This window comes from Sphingopyxis sp. GW821-FHT02C12, from assembly GCF_059421785.1.
On record NZ_JBWKVQ010000001.1, the window covers coordinates 2,531,664 to 2,546,972 of the forward strand.

Genomic DNA, 15,309 nt, shown 5'->3' on the forward strand with positions numbered 1-15,309 from the left:
GCCATTCGAACAGGGGGCGGCGGGGAGGTCGGATGTCGATCGGCTTGGCGTATGCGCTCATGACCGCACCGGTCGCGGCCTCCGCCGTTCCGGTTACGGTCATCACCGTCCGCGACCTCACACCCAAGGAAATTCGCGCGATGCAATGGCGCGACCGGCGGCTGGTCGCACTCTGCCGGAGCGCCGCGCGTCATCGCAACACCCTCGACAAATTGCTGGTCGCCAAGGGCGCCGATGGCGACACGCTTTCCGAAGTCGCATGGCAGCTCTGGGATGGCGAGGATGGTTGTCGCCGGGACCGGGCGCTGGCGATCGATGTGACGCGCCGTGTCATCGACGGTAAGGCGCTGACCGCCGCCGATGTCGACACGGTCGCGCAGCTCGCCATGTTTCTCCAGTCGCGCGGCGAACCCGCCGACCTGAGCGAACTCGCCGAGCTTCGACGCATAATGTGGGTGCGCGGCGACTATTATGGCGTCGGCGATTCCCCGACCTGGTCGGCCGATGAAAAGCGCGATTTTGTCGCGCGCAACGATGTTTGGGCCTTCATCGACAGTCCCGAGCGGCGCGAAGGATGGAAGCATCGGGCGATGCTGCTGGAGGCGTTGCTCGACCCCTTGTCGCCGCGTCACGACGCTGCGCGTGCGGTGTCGATGATCGAGGAGGGGAATGACAGCCGCGACTGGACGCGTGCGGCGCGGCTGCTGCTCGAAGGCCAGCAGTTGCCCGCCGATCCCACGCGTGCCGAAGGGCTACTTATCCGGGCCGCCGAATATGATGACGCGGCCCGCCTGTTGTTGCTGCCGATCCTGGCGCCGCGCCTCGACGGCTCCGATCCCGTCGCCGCTCAGGCCGCGCTCAAGGCGATGCAGGCCTGGGCGTCCAAGACCGAGGCAGGCGGTGCGGCCACCCGCGTGCTCCTGTGGCCGCGCCTGGTGCAGAAGCTCTCCGCCCCCGCGCCCGACGTGCAAATAGCCGCGGCCCGCGACCTGACCCAATATGCGATTCTGGGGGCCGAGGCCGACCGTGCGCCCTTGCTTCGCTGGCTCGACACGGCGTTGCGTGACGGTAGCGACGCGGAAAAGACCGCCAGCTGGGGAAATCTGGGCCGTTTGATGATGAAGCAGGAGCCGGGCGCCGCCGAGGTGATGGCCGCGGCCTATGAACGGGAGGGCGGCTTGCTCGACGGCGGGGCACTCCAACCGGCAAATTTCCAGCCGTTCATCACCGCCGACGATTATCCGGCACGCGCCCTCCGCGACGAAAGCGAAGGTGTCGTCGAGGCCGAAGCCGTGATCGCGCCCAATGGTCGCGTCCTCCACGTCGTGGTGACGCGCTCGGCGTCGCCGATACTCGACGACATTGTCCAGCGGCTCGTCGTTCGCCGCTTCCGCCTCAAGGACAAGCCGGAATTTGCGGGGCACTATGTGCGCGCGAAGCTGCCGTCGATCCAGTTTCGCCTGCCGAATTGCGACACCGGCGCCGACCGCACGCCAGCTGTAGAGGCCGCGATCATGGTCGACGGCGATTATTGCCCCCATCCAATCCAGGACGTGCCGCTGTCCGTGACGACGGCCGGCGACGCCTCAGAAGAATTGCGTGCCGCCGTCCTGGTTGATGATCGCGCCGGTCATATAGGCAGCGCGCCGCGATAGCAGGAAGGTGAAGAGGTCGGCGAGTTCGTGCGGCCGCCCGACGCGTCCCAGCGCGACCTTCATCCCCCATTGCTCGGTCATCCAGCGGTCGAGCGCCGCCTCGGGATCGCCGCCATAGGCCGCGACCGCCTGCTCGGTCGCCGACGCCAGCGCTTCGGTCGCCACCGCGCCGGGCGCGACGCAGTTCACGCGCACGCCCTTGGGACCATATGCCATCGCCAGATTCTTCGACAGCGCCGCGATCCCCGACTTCATCGCGACATAGGGATAAAGATGCGCCGCCGCCGCGCGGGTGGAATAGGAGGCGGTGAGTACGACCGCGCCGCCGCCTGACGCTGCGATGATCGGCAGCGCCGCCTGGCACGCGCGCACGCTGGTCATCAGCACCGCCTGGAAACTGGCGTTCCAGTCCGCTTCGCCGTCTTCCTCGAAGCTGCCGTGGCTGAGCACCGGACCCGCGGTGACCGCGAGACCATAAAGGCGGCCGAAATGATCGGCGGCGGACGCGATGGCGTCCTCCACCTCGCCCGGCCGTGTCGCATCGGCGCCGCGCACGATCACCTCGGCGCCGAGCGCACGCAGCGCCGCAGCCTTCGCCTCGCCGCGTTCGACGTCACGCGCGACCAGCGCCAGCTTCGCGCCTTCCTCGGCCAGTTGCCGCGCGGTCGCATAACCCATGCCCTGCGTCCCGCCGACGATGACGATCGGCTCGCCTGCCAGTTCGAGATTCATCGCGGCGCTTCCCTATGCCGTCTTTTGCCGTTCGCGCGCGCGGACGAACCCGTCGCGCGCCATGCAGCGCGCCAGCCACGCCTTGGTCGCCTCGCCCAGCACATCGTCGGCCTTCAGCGTGGTGGCGAGAAAGGCGGCATAGCCGATGACGATATCGGCGATGGTGAAGCGTCCCGCGACGAGCCACTCGCGGCCATCGCCCAGCGCCGCCTCGATGCTCTTCGCACGGCCACCGAAGAAGGCCTTATAATCGTCGACCGCCTGCGCCAGCCGCCGCTCCGGGGCCTCGACGCGCGTGTAGCGCAGCATGATCGCGAGCGGGAAGGTCAGCGTCGCGTCGCTGCGGTGGAGCCAGTTGCGATAGTCCCAATAATCCGCTTCGTCGCGGCGTACCTCGAGCGGTGTTCCCTCCGCGACGCGTTCGCAGATGGCGGCCGACTCGGTCATCAGTCGCCCGTCCTCGACCCAGCCCGGCACCGTCATCAGCGGGTTTACAGGGCGGTAATCGGGGGCAAAGGCGCGCGGCGGAAAAGGCAGGACACGCAGGTCGACGTCGATCCCCGCCTCCTCGACCGCCCACAGGCAGCGCAGCGAACGCGCGTCGGCGCAATGATAGAGGATCGGAAGCGTCATGCGGCGATGTCCTTCTGTCGCTCGATATGCAGGCGATGCTCGCGCCAGGCAATGAACAGCCCGCTGGCGACAATCAGCGGCGCGCCGATCCAGGTCGTGTCGGCGGGCAGGGTGCCGAAGAACCACCAGCCGCAGGCGATCGACCACAGCAGGCTCGAATAGTCCATCGGCGTCACCACCGACACCGGCGCGAGGCGCAGCGCACCGGTCAGTGACAATTGCACCACCGCGCCGAGCAGTCCGAGTCCGACGAGCAGGCCCCATTCGCCCGCGCTGTGCGGTGTGAAGACAAAGGGCAGGGCGATGCCGAGCGGGATCATCGAGATCAGGCTGAACCAGAAGACGATCGTCATCGCGCTTTCGGTGCGGCCGAGGTCGCGGACCTGGATCGTGATCAGCGCGGTCATCACAGCGCCGCCGAGCGCGATCAGCGTGCCGAGGCCATGGTCGCCCTCGAATCCCTGCATCAGCAGGGTCGTCGGGTTGAGTACGATGAGCACGCCCACGAAGCCGACGACCACCGCCCCCCAGCGCTGCCAGCCGACTCGCTCGCCGAGCAGCGCGGCGGCGAGGAAGACACAGATGATCGGCACCGACAGGTTGATCGTCGTCGCCTCGGCCATCGGCAGAAAGATCATGCCGCCGAAATTGAGAGCCATGCCGGTCAGCCCCATCATCGCGCGCCGCGCATGGATGCCGATGCGCCGGGTACGAAACAGGCCGAGTCCGCCGTGCGCCATCGCCCAGATCGCAAGCAGCGGCAGCACCAGCGCCTGCCGCCAGAACAGGCTTTCGACGAGGTGGATGCCCGCCGCGTCGATATATTTGACCAGCACGAACATCACCGACAGGCTGAGCATCGCGAGCAGCCGGAGCGCGATACCGCCGAGATAATGTTGTGGCGGATCGGATGCGGCGACGGCGGTCATGCAGGGGCGCATATCAGGGCGGCGATGCTTTGCAAGCTATGCATCGCCATAAGGCTTGCCCCGCCCGCCTTGTCCCGCTAATGGCGCACTCCGGCCTAGGGGTATAGCTCAGTTGGTAGAGCATCGGTCTCCAAAACCGAGGGTCGTAGGTTCGAGTCCTACTGCCCCTGCCAGGCCGCCGACGGAGGTCACGTCCTCGCCCGCGTTCACGGTCCTTCAAGGCCGGAACAGCCCGGCAGCCCGTTGAATAGGCTGCCACCCAAGGCCTGGATCTATCTGACAATCGCCGGCCTGCTCGTAATCGTCTGGGCTTTTTCGATAAAGCAATCGGACGGCTCACGCGTCCCGCCGCATCGGCGTTGACCATCGTCGCGGCGCTGCTGATCGTCGCCGGCCTCGTGCTGATGCAGGTCGCGTCGCCGAGTTAAAGCGCGTCAAGCATCGCCTTCACCTTGCCGACATAGGCGCTGGCATCGGCGTGGGTCTCGATCTTCCGGAAATCGGCGATGATGTCCTCGGCTGCGCGGCCGCCGCATTTTTGCGCGAGCTTGATCTCGGTCTTGAGCAGCACATGCAGGAAACCGACCGCATTGCCCGATCGCGGCAGCGGCTGTTCGTGCCGATTGTCGGGCGCCGCGCCGGTCTCATAGTCGCTTCCCTGCGGCGGGAGGACCGGGTCGGGCAGCGTCGTCGGGCAATCGCTGCGCGGCGCGCTTTCGGTCAGCAGCGGCCACAGGTCGGCGGCGGCGGTATCGCGTTTGGTCAATGGCCCCATGCCCAATTTGCGCGTCAGCGTGGCGAGCACCGAACTATGGTCATAGCGGGTGTGATCGACATGACCCTTCGCGATCCAGGGCGACACGATCACCGCCGGGACGCGGACGCCGAGAACGCTGAAATCGAAGCAATATTCGTTGAGCTTGCGGTCCTTGGCATGGATATGGTCGCCGGGTTCGGCCGCTTCTGGGATCCCCGCGCTGTCATAGAAGCCGCCATGCTCGTCATAGACGATGATCAGCAGGCTGGTCTCCCAGACCGGCGAATTGCGGATCGTCTCATAGACATATTTGATCAGCCCCTCGCCGCCATAGCAATTATCCTCGGGATGCTGCGACGATCCCCCCGTGTAGCGCGGGCCCTTGCCGTCGCCGCCGGGTTGCGGCGAAAAGAAGCTGGCGCCGAAATTGGGCTCGATGAAGGTATAGGGGTATCGGATGTAGCTCGGCTTGCCGTCGTCATCCCGCGCGTTGATGTCGTCCGCGAATTTGGTCAGGTTATCGATGCGTTCGAGGCCAATGTTCTTGATCGCCGCGACCTGCGAAATCCAGCCGCCCTGATCCCAGTGCGACGGCCGGTCGCTGAAACCATTGTCCTTGTCCTGGTACAGCTTCCATTGATGCTGCCTGGCATCGAGCGCGTCGTAGATCGAGCCATTGGCATATTCGAAACCCAGTCCGCGCCACGCCTCCCATTCGGCTTCGTCGCCGAAGCTGGGGCTGATGTTCATTCCCGACGACGAGGCGCCGTGGACGAAGAAACGATTGGGCCAGGTCGGTCCGGGCAGCGCCGAATGCCATGCGTCGCACACCGCAAATTCGGTTGCCAGCGTGTACAGGACGGGCAATTGGGCCGGCGTGTCGAAACAGGCCATGATGTCGCCGATATTCCCGGGCTGCGGCGTCCCCGTGTCTTCGCTCACCGATGTTGCATAGCTGCTGACAAAGCCCGAATTGTCGACCGGCGGATAGCTGCACCCCGCGCATTCGATGAAGCCGCGCGCCTCCCTGCCGCATTTCTTCACGAAGCGGCCGAACGCGTCCTTGCCGCATAATTGTTGCAGCGCGTCGAGATATTCGTGGCCGGGATCGGTGGTCATGCACCAGGGGGCAGGGCTTTTGACCTTGTAGGTCTGCCCGTCATAGCTGTTGCTGGCGTCCGCCGGCGCGACGCGCAGCCCGGGAATCCCCGACCGGCCGAGCATATTGTCGAACGAATGATTTTCCAGCATCAGGACGAAGATGTTGGTGATCGCGGCCTTGGCGGCGTCGGACATGGTTGATCCCCCCGGAATGAAACACATGCGCCCGATATTTTCATCGACATGTGGGCCGATGTGCCGGGCACGGCAATCGAAAATGGCACCGTTCGTTTGTTGACATGAGTGTCAATTGCTGAAAGCTTCGCGGCGGGATCGGAGACAAGGCGACGTGGCAGAGCAGCAGGCTTCGACGGCGCCGTCCGTCTCCGTGATTCCCGCGCCGGCCGGCGACGCGCCCGAGGCGTCGCTGCGCCCGCGCACCGTTGCCGCCTATGCCGCAACTGCGGGGCCGACTGCGATCCTGAGCCTGCCGTTCAGCGTCTATCTGCCGCCCTATATCGCCGAAGGCGGCGTGATCGCGGTGGGCCTCGTCGGGCTGCTCTTTTCGCTCACCACCATCTGGGACGGGGTGGTCGATCCGCTGATCGGTACGATGATCGACCGCGTCCGCACCGGCCTCGGCGCCCATCGGCGCTGGATGCTGCTCGCGCTGGTGCCGCTGGCGCTGCTGCTCGTCACCATCGTGACGGTCGGCGACAGCCTGCCGTTCGCGGCGCTGTTCCTGCTGATGGTCTTCTTCTATTCGAGCTACAGCCTCTACGAGGTCGCGCAATTGTCGTGGGGTTCGGCACTGGTGCGTTCGCCCGCCGACAGCGCCTTGCTCTATGGCATGCGCGATTGGTTCGCGAAGATCGCGCTGATCGCCGCCTTTGCCGCTCCGGCGGCGGCGCAGATCGCGATGCCGGGCATCAGTCTGCAGGGACGGATCATGGCCTATGCCAGCCTGTTCCTCGTGATGGTGCCGATCGCGCTGTTCGCGATCGGGCGCGTGCCGCCGCGCACCATCGTCGCCGAACCGGGGATCGGCTGGCGAAACGAGATTCGCGTTTCGCTAGGGTTTCCGCCGCTGATGCTGCTGTTCGGGGTCCAGTTCCTCAACAGCTTCGCTTTCGGATCCCTGACCTCGCTCTTCGTCTTTTTCGCCGCCGCGGTGCTCGACCTCGATGCGCAAAGTGCGATCCTGCTGTTCGCGAGCTTCATCGGCGGTGCCATCGCCTCGCCGGTGTGGACCTTCCTCGCGCGTCGGTTCGGCAAGCCGGTGACGATGATCGCGATGGCGCTGCTGATTTCGGGCTTGTTGCTCGCGACGCTGGCCCAGCAACCGCGCGGGCTGGCGCAGGCGGCGGGCTTCTCGCTGCTGCTCGGGACCGGCTTCGTCGGCCTGCTGTTCATCTATTCGATGCTCGCCGACCTCGTTCCGCGCGACGCGGCGCGCTGCGGGCGCGGCCGCTCGGCCTTTCTGTTCGCGCTTTTGAACCTGATGCAGAAGTTCGGCGTCGCCGCCGCCATCGCGGTCAGCTACGCGCTGCTCGGCCTCGTCGGTTTCGATCCGCAGGACGGCAGGGCATCGGCGGGCGCGCTGCATCTGCTGTTCGTGTTCCAGCCGGTGGCCAGCTGGGCGATCATGATCGTGCTGTTGCTTTTCATGCGCCGCCACATGTCCCACGCCGCACCCCGCCTTTGACTTGCAATCGCTCCCGGGCGCAAGTAAAGGCCGCAGCATTCGGACAGATGCGCCGTTTTCCTTCCGCCTTTCGCCGACATGCTCGGGGAGGGTGGGCGGACTATTGCCCAAAGCACGGTTGACGCGCGGCGGGCGGCAACCCATCTGCCCGATATTCGGACGCTTAGAGGATTAGGACGATCATGGCGAAGACCAGCCCGAGCCAATTCATCAATCAGGTGAAGGATGAAGCGCGCAAGATCGTTTGGCCCACGGGCCGCGAGACGATGCAGACGACGATCCTGGTGCTGATCATGACCACGATCCTGGCGTTCTTCTTCCTCGGCGTCGACACGGTTTTCAACGCGATCGTCACCTGGCTGACGTCGCTCGCGCGCTGATCCGCGCAGGCTTACAGGGATAGTATAGACATGGCGCGCTGGTACATCATTCACGCCTATTCGGGTTTCGAGAACAAGGTCCGCGATTCGGTGATCGCCGAAGCCGAGCGCATGGGCCTGACCCAACTCGTCGAATCGGTCGAGGTCCCGGTCGAGACCGTCACCGAGGTCAAGCGCGGCAAAAAGGTGCAGGCCGAGCGGAAATTCTTCCCCGGCTATGTGCTCGCCAAGCTGACGATGACCGACGACGTCTATCACCTCGTCAAGAACACCCCGAAGGTGACGGGCTTCCTCGGTTCGATGGGCAAGCCGCAGGCGATCAGCGAAGCCGAAGCCGCGCGCATCCTGAACAGCAAGGAAGAGGCCGCGGCCCGTCCGAAGCAGGAAATCCGCGTCGATTACGAAATCGGCGACCAGGTCAAGGTGCTCGACGGTCCCTTCGCCAGCTTCAACGGGCTGGTCGAGGAGCTCGATTTCGAAAAGGCACGCGTCAAGGTCAGCGTGTCGATCTTCGGTCGTGCGACCCCGGTCGAACTCGACTTCGAGCAGGTTGAGCGCATGAAGTGACGGCTCGCGCCGTCGCTCTCCTTCAGGAACGGACAGGTTTATGGGGCTGACTCCCGACGCGATTCAGGCCCGCATCGACCGTGCCCGCGCGATCAACGCCAGCGTCGATGTCGGCGACGTGGTGGGTGCCGTCGCGCGTCTGTTCGACCTCGATGCCGTGCCCGGGGTCGAGGACGAATTCACCTTTCCCGCGCTCGCAACCACCGCGCGCGACCGCATCTTCGGCGGTCAGGTGATCGCGCAGGCGATGGTCGCGGCGGCGCGCACCGTCGATCCCGACAAGCGGGTCCATTCGCTGCACGCCTATTTCCTGCGCGGCGGCGACGAGACCAAGCCGCTGCATTTCCGTGTTCACCGCGACTTCGACGGGCGCAGCTTCGCCAACCGCCGCGTCGTGGTGCGACAGGACGGCAAGGTGATCTTCAACCTCACCGCCTCGTTCCAGAAACCGACGCCGGGCTTCGCGCATCAGGTCGCGATGCCCGATCTGTTGCCGCCCGAAGAGTGCCAGGATTTCCTCGAAACGATCGCCGCCGACCCGAATGTGTCGGAGGAGTCGTTCAACCATATGGCGCGGCGCCGTCCGTTCGAACTGCGCAACTATCGCCCGCCCGCCGCGGCGAAGGCGACGCAGCATTATCAATGGTTTCGCGCCGCCGCGCCGATCGGCGACGACCCGCTCGTCCATCAGGGTTTCCTCGCCTTCGCCTCGGACATGGGGCTGCTGTCGTCGGCGATGCTGCCGCACGGGCTCAACTGGTCGACGCCCGGCCTGTTTTCGACCAGCCTCGACCATGCAATGTGGTTCCACGACGATGTGCGCGTCGACGAATGGTTCGTCTATGTGATGGACAGCGACTGGTCGGGCGGCAGTCGCGGCATCAATCGCGGTTCGATCTATCGCCGCGATGGCACGCTGATCGCATCGGCGGTGCAGGAGGGGCTGCTGCGCCTTGTTCCGCAGGGCTAAAAACCTTGCTTTCGTGCTCGTTTCCGTCTAACGGCGCCGCTTCGCGCCAGACACGGGCGTGATTCCGCGCGGGAGGAAGGGGTGATGCCCTTCTGCTTGACCGCTAATTTTGAGGCTTTCCCCTCGGGAAAGTCGACAGAAAGATAGGAGGCCATCATGGCTAAGAAGATTAGCGGCTACATCAAGCTGCAAGTTCCGGCAGGGACCGCAAACCCCTCGCCGCCGCTCGGGCCGGCACTCGGCCAGCGCGGTGTCAACATCATGGAATTCTGCAAGGCGTTCAACGCTGCGACCGATTCCATGGAAAAGGGCACCCCGACCCCGACCATCATCACCGTCTTTGCCGACAAGAGCTTCTCTTTCGTCACCAAGACTCCCCCGGCGACCTATCTGATCAAGAAGGCCGCGAACCTGAAGTCGGGCTCGAAGGAACCCGGCAAGATCAGCGGTGGCAAGATCGCGCGCTCGAAGCTCGCCGAAATTGCCGAGATCAAGATGAAGGATCTCAACGCGAACGATCTCGAACAGGCAACGAAGATCATCGAGGGCAGCGCGCGCTCGATGGGCCTCGAAGTGACGGAGGGCTGATCCGATGGCAAAGCTGACCAAGAAGCAGAAGGCCCTCGAGGGCAAGGTTGACGCGCTGAAGCTTCACGCCGTCGACGAAGCGATCAAGACCGTTCGCGAACTGGCCTCGGCCAAGTTCGACGAAACGCTCGAGGTCGCGATCAACCTCGGCGTCGATCCGCGCCACGCCGACCAGATGGTCCGCGGCGTTGTCACGCTGCCTGCCGGCACCGGCAAGGACGTCAAGGTCGCCGTGTTCGCGCGCGGCGACAATGCCGACAAGGCGCTCGCCGCCGGCGCCGACAAGGTCGGTGCCGAAGACCTGATGGAAGACATGCTCGCGGGCAACCTCGACTATGGCCGCGTCATCGCGACGCCGGACATGATGGGCATCGTCGGCCGCCTCGGCAAGACGCTGGGTCCGAAGGGCCTGATGCCGAACCCGAAGCTGGGCACCGTGACCCCGAACGTCGCCGAAGCCGTGAAGGCCGCCAAGGGCGGTCAGATCGAATTCCGCGTCGAAAAGGTCGGCATCATCCACGCCGGCCTCGGCAAGCTGTCGTTCGGCGAGGAAAAGCTCCGCCAGAACTTCGACGCCTTCGTCGACGCGATCGTCAAGGCCAAGCCGGCCGGCGCGAAGGGCAAGTACGTCCGCAAGATCGCGCTGTCGTCGTCGATGGGTCCGGGCGTCAAGGTCGATACGGCCGACGTCACCGGCGCCTGATTTCAGGCACCGCAACGATTTAGGGAAGGGCCGGGGGAAACTCCGGCCCTTTTCTTATGCGCGAAAGGCCGCTTTGGGGTGGAAAGCGGACTTTGCCGATCCTCCCTGTCGCGCGGCGATGGGGAGGTGGCAGCGCGAAGCGCTGACGGAGGGGCCGACGCCGTCAAAGGCTGGCGCAAGGCCGCAGCCCCTCCACCACCGCTGCGCGGCGGTCCCCCTCCCCACGGCTCTGCCGCAGGGAGGATCTATGTCCGCAATTGGTCGGGAGCAGTCATCGTCACTGCAGCGCCAAAAACCGCTTTCCTAATTTATTCGGCCATGATCTACCCTGCGAGATGGCCGTCCCGCCTATCCCGCCGAACCCCGCAACGACGCCTGTCCTCCATCGCCCGCTTAAAGCCACAAAGGATACAATTCCGACGCGGCCATGCGGGGCTTTTGTGGCTTTAAGGCCAAACCGGGCCGGTTTTTCGCGATCCGCCGGCGTTTGTCATTCGCGCAAGCCTCGTAACGCGGCGCCCGCCGCAAACGGCCCGATCGCCGTGAGCAACAGGCTCACCGCCGCCAGCAGCTTGATCGCCCCGCGCCCCGACGGGTCGAGCATGCCGGCGCCAAAGATCAGCAGCGGCACCGCCAGCGGCAGCACCAGCAGCCCGCCGATCGCGCTTCCGCCCTTGAGACCCGCAGTCAGCGCCGCGCTCAGCACCGCCAGCGAGGCGAGGGCGGGGATGGCGATAGCGATCCCCGTCGCCAGTGTCTCCATCCGCCCCGCATCCTGCGCCAGCAGCGCCGAGGCGGGGAGGAGAGCGATGAGCAGCGGCAAGCCGAAGCCGATAGCATGCGCGCCGATCTTCACCGCCGCGATCACCTCGTCGGCGACCCCGCGCACCGCGAGCTGGTCGAGCACCCCGGCATCGCGGTCGGGACGGACCAGCCGGTCGATCGGCAGCAGCGCCGCGAGCAGCGCCGCAACCCATGCCATCCCGCCGCCCGCGCGCTGGAGCAAAGGGGCATCGGGGCCGACCGCAAAGGGAAAGGCAGTGGCGACAAGCAGGAAGAACAGCACCGGCAGCCACAGCGCCCCGCTACCCCATGCCCGCCGCAGGTCACGCCAGAACAGGGCGATCAGCATCGTCATGCCAGCGCCCCCATGTCGAGGTCGGCCAGATCGGGGACGCCCAGCGCAAAATGCGACGCCAGCATGATCGCGCCGCCATTGGCCCGATGCATCGCAATCGCCGCGACCAGCCGCGCCTGCGCCGCGTCGTCCATGCCATTGGCGGGCTCGTCGAGCAGCCAGATCGGCGCCCCGCTGGCGATCACCCGGACCATCGCGGCGCGCTTGCGCTGTCCGGTCGACAGCATCGCGACCGGCACCTCGGCCAGCGGATGCAGCGCCATCGCTTCCATCGCGCGATCCACCGTATGACCGTCAACGGTATCGACCCGTGCCCAGAAATCGAGCGCGCGGCGCAGCGGCAGTTCGGCGTCGAGCGCCGCGGCCTCGTCGATCAGCGCGACCCGGCCGAAGCGCTCGACCGTTCCCGCGGCGGCGCGCAGCAGCCCCGCCGCGACGCGGATCAGGCTCGATTTGCCGGCGCCATTGGGGCCACGCAGCCACAGCGCCTCGCCGGGCGCCAGCGCCAGCGACAGCTCTTCGAACAACAGCCGGTCGCCGCGGATGCACGCCACCCGGTCGAGCCGCAGCAATACTGTCACGCCATGTCCTCGAGCGCGTGCATATCGTCGTCGGAAAAGCCGAAATGATGGCCTATTTCGTGGATCAGCACATGGCGCACCAGCCGGTCGAGTTTCTCGCCGGTCTCGATCCATTCGACGAGGATCGGGATGCGATAGAGGGTGACGCGGTCGGGCATGCCACCGCTCGCGTCGATGCTGCGTTCGGTCAGCGGGCGGCCTTCGTAGAGGCCGGTGAGGTCGTAAGGATGCTCGATGTCGAGCGACTTCAACACGTCGTCGTCGGCAAATTCCTCGATCGCGATCACCACATCCTGGATATGCGGCGCGAACACGGCGGGCAGGCTGTCCAGCGCCGCGTCGGCCATCGCGAACAGCGCGTCGGTATCGGGCGCCGTGCCGGTCCAGCCGGGAGGAAGAGAGGAAAGGGCGGTCTTGTCGCTCATCGCGCCCTTCCTTATGGGGAGCATCGCGCCATTACCAGCGGGGAGACTAAGCGATGATCCAGAAACTCGACGATGCCGCGCGCGATGCCCTGCTGGCGCGCTTTCCCGACTGGACACACGAGCCGCAGCGCGACGCGATCACCCGCCGCTTCAAATTCGCCGATTTCGCGCAAGCCTTCGGCTTCATGGCCAGCGTCGCGATCATCGCCGAAAAGATGGACCATCATCCCGAATGGTCGAACGTCCACAATCGCGTCGACATCCTGCTCACGACGCACGATGCCGACGGATTGTCGGAGCGCGATGCGAAACTGGCCGAGGCGATCGAGGCTTTGCTCTGACGCGATGATCCGCTTCGATCGCGCCCATCAACATCTGGCGGTCGGTATCGCGATCCTCGCCGGTTTCGTCGATGCGATCGGCTTTGTGGAGTCGTCGGGCTTTTTCGTATCCTTCATGACGGGCAATTCGACCCGGCTGGCGGTCGGTCTCGCCCAATGGAGCGAAGCGGCGATGGTCGCGGGCGGCATCATCGCGACCTTCGTCGCGGGGGTGGTGACGGGCTCGCTCGTTGCCGCGCGTGCCGGTTCGCGGCGGTCGCCTTGCGTGCTCGCGCTCGTCGCGCTGCTGCTCGTGCTGGCGATCGGACTGCGTTTCATCCTTCCCGGCTGGCCGCCAGTCCTTTGCCTCGCCTTCGCCATGGGGGTCGTCAACGCCGCGATCGAGGGACAGGACGGCGCCGTCGTCGGCGTCACCTACATGACCGGCACGCTGGTGCAGATGGGACACAAGATCGCCAACGCGCTGCGCGGTACGGGCGACGGGCGCTGGCTCGCGCATCTTTGGCTGTGGGCGGCGCTGGTTGCCGGCGCGGTCGCCGGGGCGCGGGTGGTCCTGTGGTCGGCGCCGCTCGCTTACGCGCTGGCGGTGCTGTTGGCGGCGGGGCTGGCGGCGCGGGCGCATGGGGTGGCGCGCCCGGGCTGACGGCTCCGCTTGCCTTCTCCCCGATCCCGTTTCACAAGCAACGAAAATAGGGGAGCCCGAATGACCGACAGCCTGCTGCGCCGCAAAACCATCGTTCCGGAACAGCAGGAGGGGCACAGGCTCGCGCGCACGCTCGGCTGGCCGCATCTCGTCGCCCTGGGCGTCGGTGCGATCGTCGGCACCGGCATCCTGACGCTGATCGGCGTCGGTGCCGACAAGGCGGGACCCGCGGTCATCCTGTCCTTTGCCGTCGCGGGGCTGATCTGCGCCTGCGCCGCGCTCGCCTATGCCGAAATGGCGACGATGATCCCCGCCTCGGGCAGCGCCTATACCTACAGCTATGTCGTGATCGGCGAACTCATCGCCTGGATCGTCGGCTGGAGCCTGATCCTCGAATATTCGTTGGTGGTCAGCGCGGTCGCGGTCGGCTGGTCGGGCTATGCGGCGCCGCTGCTCCAGGCGTGGGCGGACGTCCCGATGGCGCTGATGCAGGGTCCCGAACTTGGCGGCATCGTCAACCTGCCGGCGATCGCGATCATCGCCCTCGTCGCGGGCATGCTGCTGTTCGGTACGCGCGAAAGCGCGACGGTCAATGCGATCCTCGTCGTCGTCAAGATCATCGCGCTGGCGGTGTTCGTCGCGGTGGCGCTGCCCGCCTTCGACGCCGCCAATCTCGAACCGTTCAGCCCCTATGGCTTTGCCAAGCATATCGGCCCCGACGGGGTCGAGCGCGGGGTGATGGCGGCGGCGGCGATCATCTTCTTCGCCTTCTACGGCTTCGATGCGATCGCGACCGCCGCCGAGGAAGCGAAAGACCCCGACCGCGACCTCAAGATCGGCATCGTCGGGTCGATGATCGTTTGCGTGCTGATCTATGTCGCCGTGGCGGTCGCGGCGGTCGGCGCCATTTCCTACAGCAAATTCGCCAACAGTCCCGAGCCGCTGGCGCTGATCCTGCGCGATCTGGGCAGCCCGAACGCGGCCTATTATCTGGGCGTTTCGGCAGTCGTCGCGCTGCCGACCGTCATTCTCGCGTTTTTCTACGGCCAGAGCCGCATCTTCTTCACCATGGCGCGCGACGGCCTGCTGCCCAAGGGCCTCGCCAAGCTGTCGGAGCGGGGTTCGCCGGTGCGCATCACCATCTTCACCGCCCTTGTCGTCGCGGTACTCGCGGGCTTCATCCCGCTCGACGAGCTGGCCGCGCTGGCCAATGCCGGCACGCTCGCGGCTTTCACCGCCGTTTCGGTCTGCATGCTGATCATGCGTGTCCGCGCGCCCGATGCGCCGCGCACCTTCCGCACGCCGCTGCCCTGGGTGGTCGGCGGCATCGCGGTGCTCGGCTGCATCTATCTTTTCTTCAGCCTGCCGGCGCAGACCCAGATCTGGTTCTTCATCTGGAATATCGCCGGGCTGGGCGTCTATTTCCTCTATGCCCGGCGAAATGCCGTCGCGGGCTGATCG

17 protein-coding genes and 1 tRNA gene are annotated in these 15,309 nt (G+C 65.9%); 11 read left to right on the forward strand and 7 right to left on the reverse strand.

Annotation, left to right across the window (positions count from 1 at the left end; genetic code table 11):
• The first annotated feature begins 32 nt into the window (after positions 1-32).
• Positions 33-1,655 carry an energy transducer TonB gene (locus AC07U1_RS12110; RefSeq protein WP_495176339.1) on the forward strand — a complete coding sequence of 541 codons (1,623 nt, stop codon included), beginning with the start codon at positions 33-35 and terminating at the stop codon, positions 1,653-1,655.
• On the opposite strand, the gene AC07U1_RS12115 is transcribed toward AC07U1_RS12110, so the two are convergent.
• From AC07U1_RS12115 to AC07U1_RS12125, 3 genes are read right to left on the reverse strand one after another with little or no spacing between them, the layout of a single operon-like run.
• A complete protein-coding gene (locus tag AC07U1_RS12115; RefSeq protein WP_495176338.1) occupies positions 1,587-2,387 on the reverse strand; it encodes an SDR family NAD(P)-dependent oxidoreductase in 801 nt (266 codons plus the stop codon). The two genes, AC07U1_RS12110 and AC07U1_RS12115, sit on opposite strands and share 69 nt — an antisense overlap.
• Before the next feature lie 12 nt (positions 2,388-2,399).
• Positions 2,400-3,020 carry a glutathione S-transferase family protein gene (locus tag AC07U1_RS12120; protein ID WP_495176337.1) on the reverse strand — a complete coding sequence of 207 codons (621 nt, stop codon included), beginning with the start codon at positions 3,018-3,020 and terminating at the stop codon, positions 2,400-2,402.
• The gene (locus AC07U1_RS12125) at positions 3,017-3,949 is read right to left on the reverse strand and encodes a DMT family transporter (protein ID WP_495176336.1); all 933 of its coding nucleotides are present in this window, start codon (positions 3,947-3,949) and stop codon (positions 3,017-3,019) included. Before AC07U1_RS12125 ends, AC07U1_RS12120 begins: the two co-directional genes overlap by 4 nt.
• Positions 3,950-4,046: 97 nt before the next feature.
• On the opposite strand from AC07U1_RS12125, the gene AC07U1_RS12130 reads away from it, so the two are divergent.
• A tRNA-Trp gene (locus AC07U1_RS12130) sits at positions 4,047-4,122 on the forward strand.
• Positions 4,123-4,373: 251 nt separating this feature from the next.
• On the opposite strand, the gene AC07U1_RS12135 is transcribed toward AC07U1_RS12130, so the two are convergent.
• Positions 4,374-6,002 carry an alkaline phosphatase family protein gene (locus AC07U1_RS12135; RefSeq protein ID WP_495176335.1) on the reverse strand — a complete coding sequence of 543 codons (1,629 nt, stop codon included), beginning with the start codon at positions 6,000-6,002 and terminating at the stop codon, positions 4,374-4,376.
• A gap of 193 nt (positions 6,003-6,195) precedes the next feature.
• Between AC07U1_RS12135 and AC07U1_RS12140 the strand changes: the two genes are divergently transcribed.
• The 6 genes from AC07U1_RS12140 (at position 6,196) to rplA (ending at position 10,720) form a co-directional block, all read left to right on the forward strand.
• Complete coding sequence (locus AC07U1_RS12140; protein WP_495176334.1) at positions 6,196-7,512, forward strand: MFS transporter; 1,317 nt, start codon at positions 6,196-6,198, stop codon at positions 7,510-7,512.
• A gap of 182 nt (positions 7,513-7,694) precedes the next feature.
• Complete coding sequence (gene secE / locus AC07U1_RS12145) at positions 7,695-7,892, forward strand: preprotein translocase subunit SecE (RefSeq protein ID WP_056348406.1); 198 nt, start codon at positions 7,695-7,697, stop codon at positions 7,890-7,892.
• Positions 7,893-7,922: 30 nt separating this feature from the next.
• Positions 7,923-8,459: a transcription termination/antitermination protein NusG gene (gene nusG, locus AC07U1_RS12150; RefSeq protein ID WP_056348403.1), complete on the forward strand. Its 537-nt coding sequence runs from the start codon at positions 7,923-7,925 to the stop codon at positions 8,457-8,459.
• 40 nt (positions 8,460-8,499) lie between these two features.
• On the forward strand, positions 8,500-9,429 hold the full coding sequence (locus tag AC07U1_RS12155) for an acyl-CoA thioesterase (protein WP_492739053.1): 930 nt from the start codon (positions 8,500-8,502) through the stop codon (positions 9,427-9,429).
• Between the two features lie 156 nt (positions 9,430-9,585).
• Positions 9,586-10,017, forward strand: coding sequence for a 50S ribosomal protein L11 (gene rplK / locus AC07U1_RS12160; RefSeq protein ID WP_056348400.1), 432 nt, complete (start codon positions 9,586-9,588; stop codon positions 10,015-10,017).
• 4 nt (positions 10,018-10,021) lie between these two features.
• Positions 10,022-10,720 (forward strand): 50S ribosomal protein L1, encoded by a 699-nt coding sequence (gene rplA / locus AC07U1_RS12165; protein ID WP_056348398.1) that lies wholly within the window; start codon positions 10,022-10,024, stop codon positions 10,718-10,720.
• A gap of 490 nt (positions 10,721-11,210) precedes the next feature.
• Here the strand turns inward: rplA and AC07U1_RS12170 are convergent, their stop codons facing one another.
• The 3 genes from AC07U1_RS12170 to AC07U1_RS12180 are packed head-to-tail and all read right to left on the reverse strand — an operon-like array spanning position 11,211 to position 12,864.
• Positions 11,211-11,858 carry a heme exporter protein CcmB gene (locus AC07U1_RS12170; RefSeq protein WP_495176333.1) on the reverse strand — a complete coding sequence of 216 codons (648 nt, stop codon included), beginning with the start codon at positions 11,856-11,858 and terminating at the stop codon, positions 11,211-11,213.
• Complete coding sequence (ccmA, locus tag AC07U1_RS12175; RefSeq protein ID WP_495176332.1) at positions 11,855-12,439, reverse strand: heme ABC exporter ATP-binding protein CcmA; 585 nt, start codon at positions 12,437-12,439, stop codon at positions 11,855-11,857. The genes AC07U1_RS12170 and ccmA overlap by 4 nt, the downstream gene beginning before the upstream one ends.
• Positions 12,436-12,864, reverse strand: coding sequence for a metallopeptidase family protein (locus AC07U1_RS12180; RefSeq protein ID WP_495176331.1), 429 nt, complete (start codon positions 12,862-12,864; stop codon positions 12,436-12,438). The genes ccmA and AC07U1_RS12180 overlap by 4 nt, the downstream gene beginning before the upstream one ends.
• A gap of 53 nt (positions 12,865-12,917) precedes the next feature.
• On the opposite strand from AC07U1_RS12180, the gene AC07U1_RS12185 reads away from it, so the two are divergent.
• The 3 genes from AC07U1_RS12185 to AC07U1_RS12195 are packed head-to-tail and all read left to right on the forward strand — an operon-like array spanning position 12,918 to position 15,306.
• Positions 12,918-13,205, forward strand: a complete 288-nt coding sequence (locus AC07U1_RS12185) for a 4a-hydroxytetrahydrobiopterin dehydratase (RefSeq protein WP_495176330.1) — start codon at positions 12,918-12,920, stop codon at positions 13,203-13,205.
• Positions 13,206-13,209: 4 nt separating this feature from the next.
• A complete protein-coding gene (locus tag AC07U1_RS12190; RefSeq protein ID WP_495176329.1) occupies positions 13,210-13,848 on the forward strand; it encodes a YoaK family protein in 639 nt (212 codons plus the stop codon).
• A gap of 60 nt (positions 13,849-13,908) precedes the next feature.
• Positions 13,909-15,306 (forward strand): amino acid permease, encoded by a 1,398-nt coding sequence (locus AC07U1_RS12195; RefSeq protein WP_495176328.1) that lies wholly within the window; start codon positions 13,909-13,911, stop codon positions 15,304-15,306.
• The last annotated feature ends 3 nt before the right edge of the window (positions 15,307-15,309 follow it).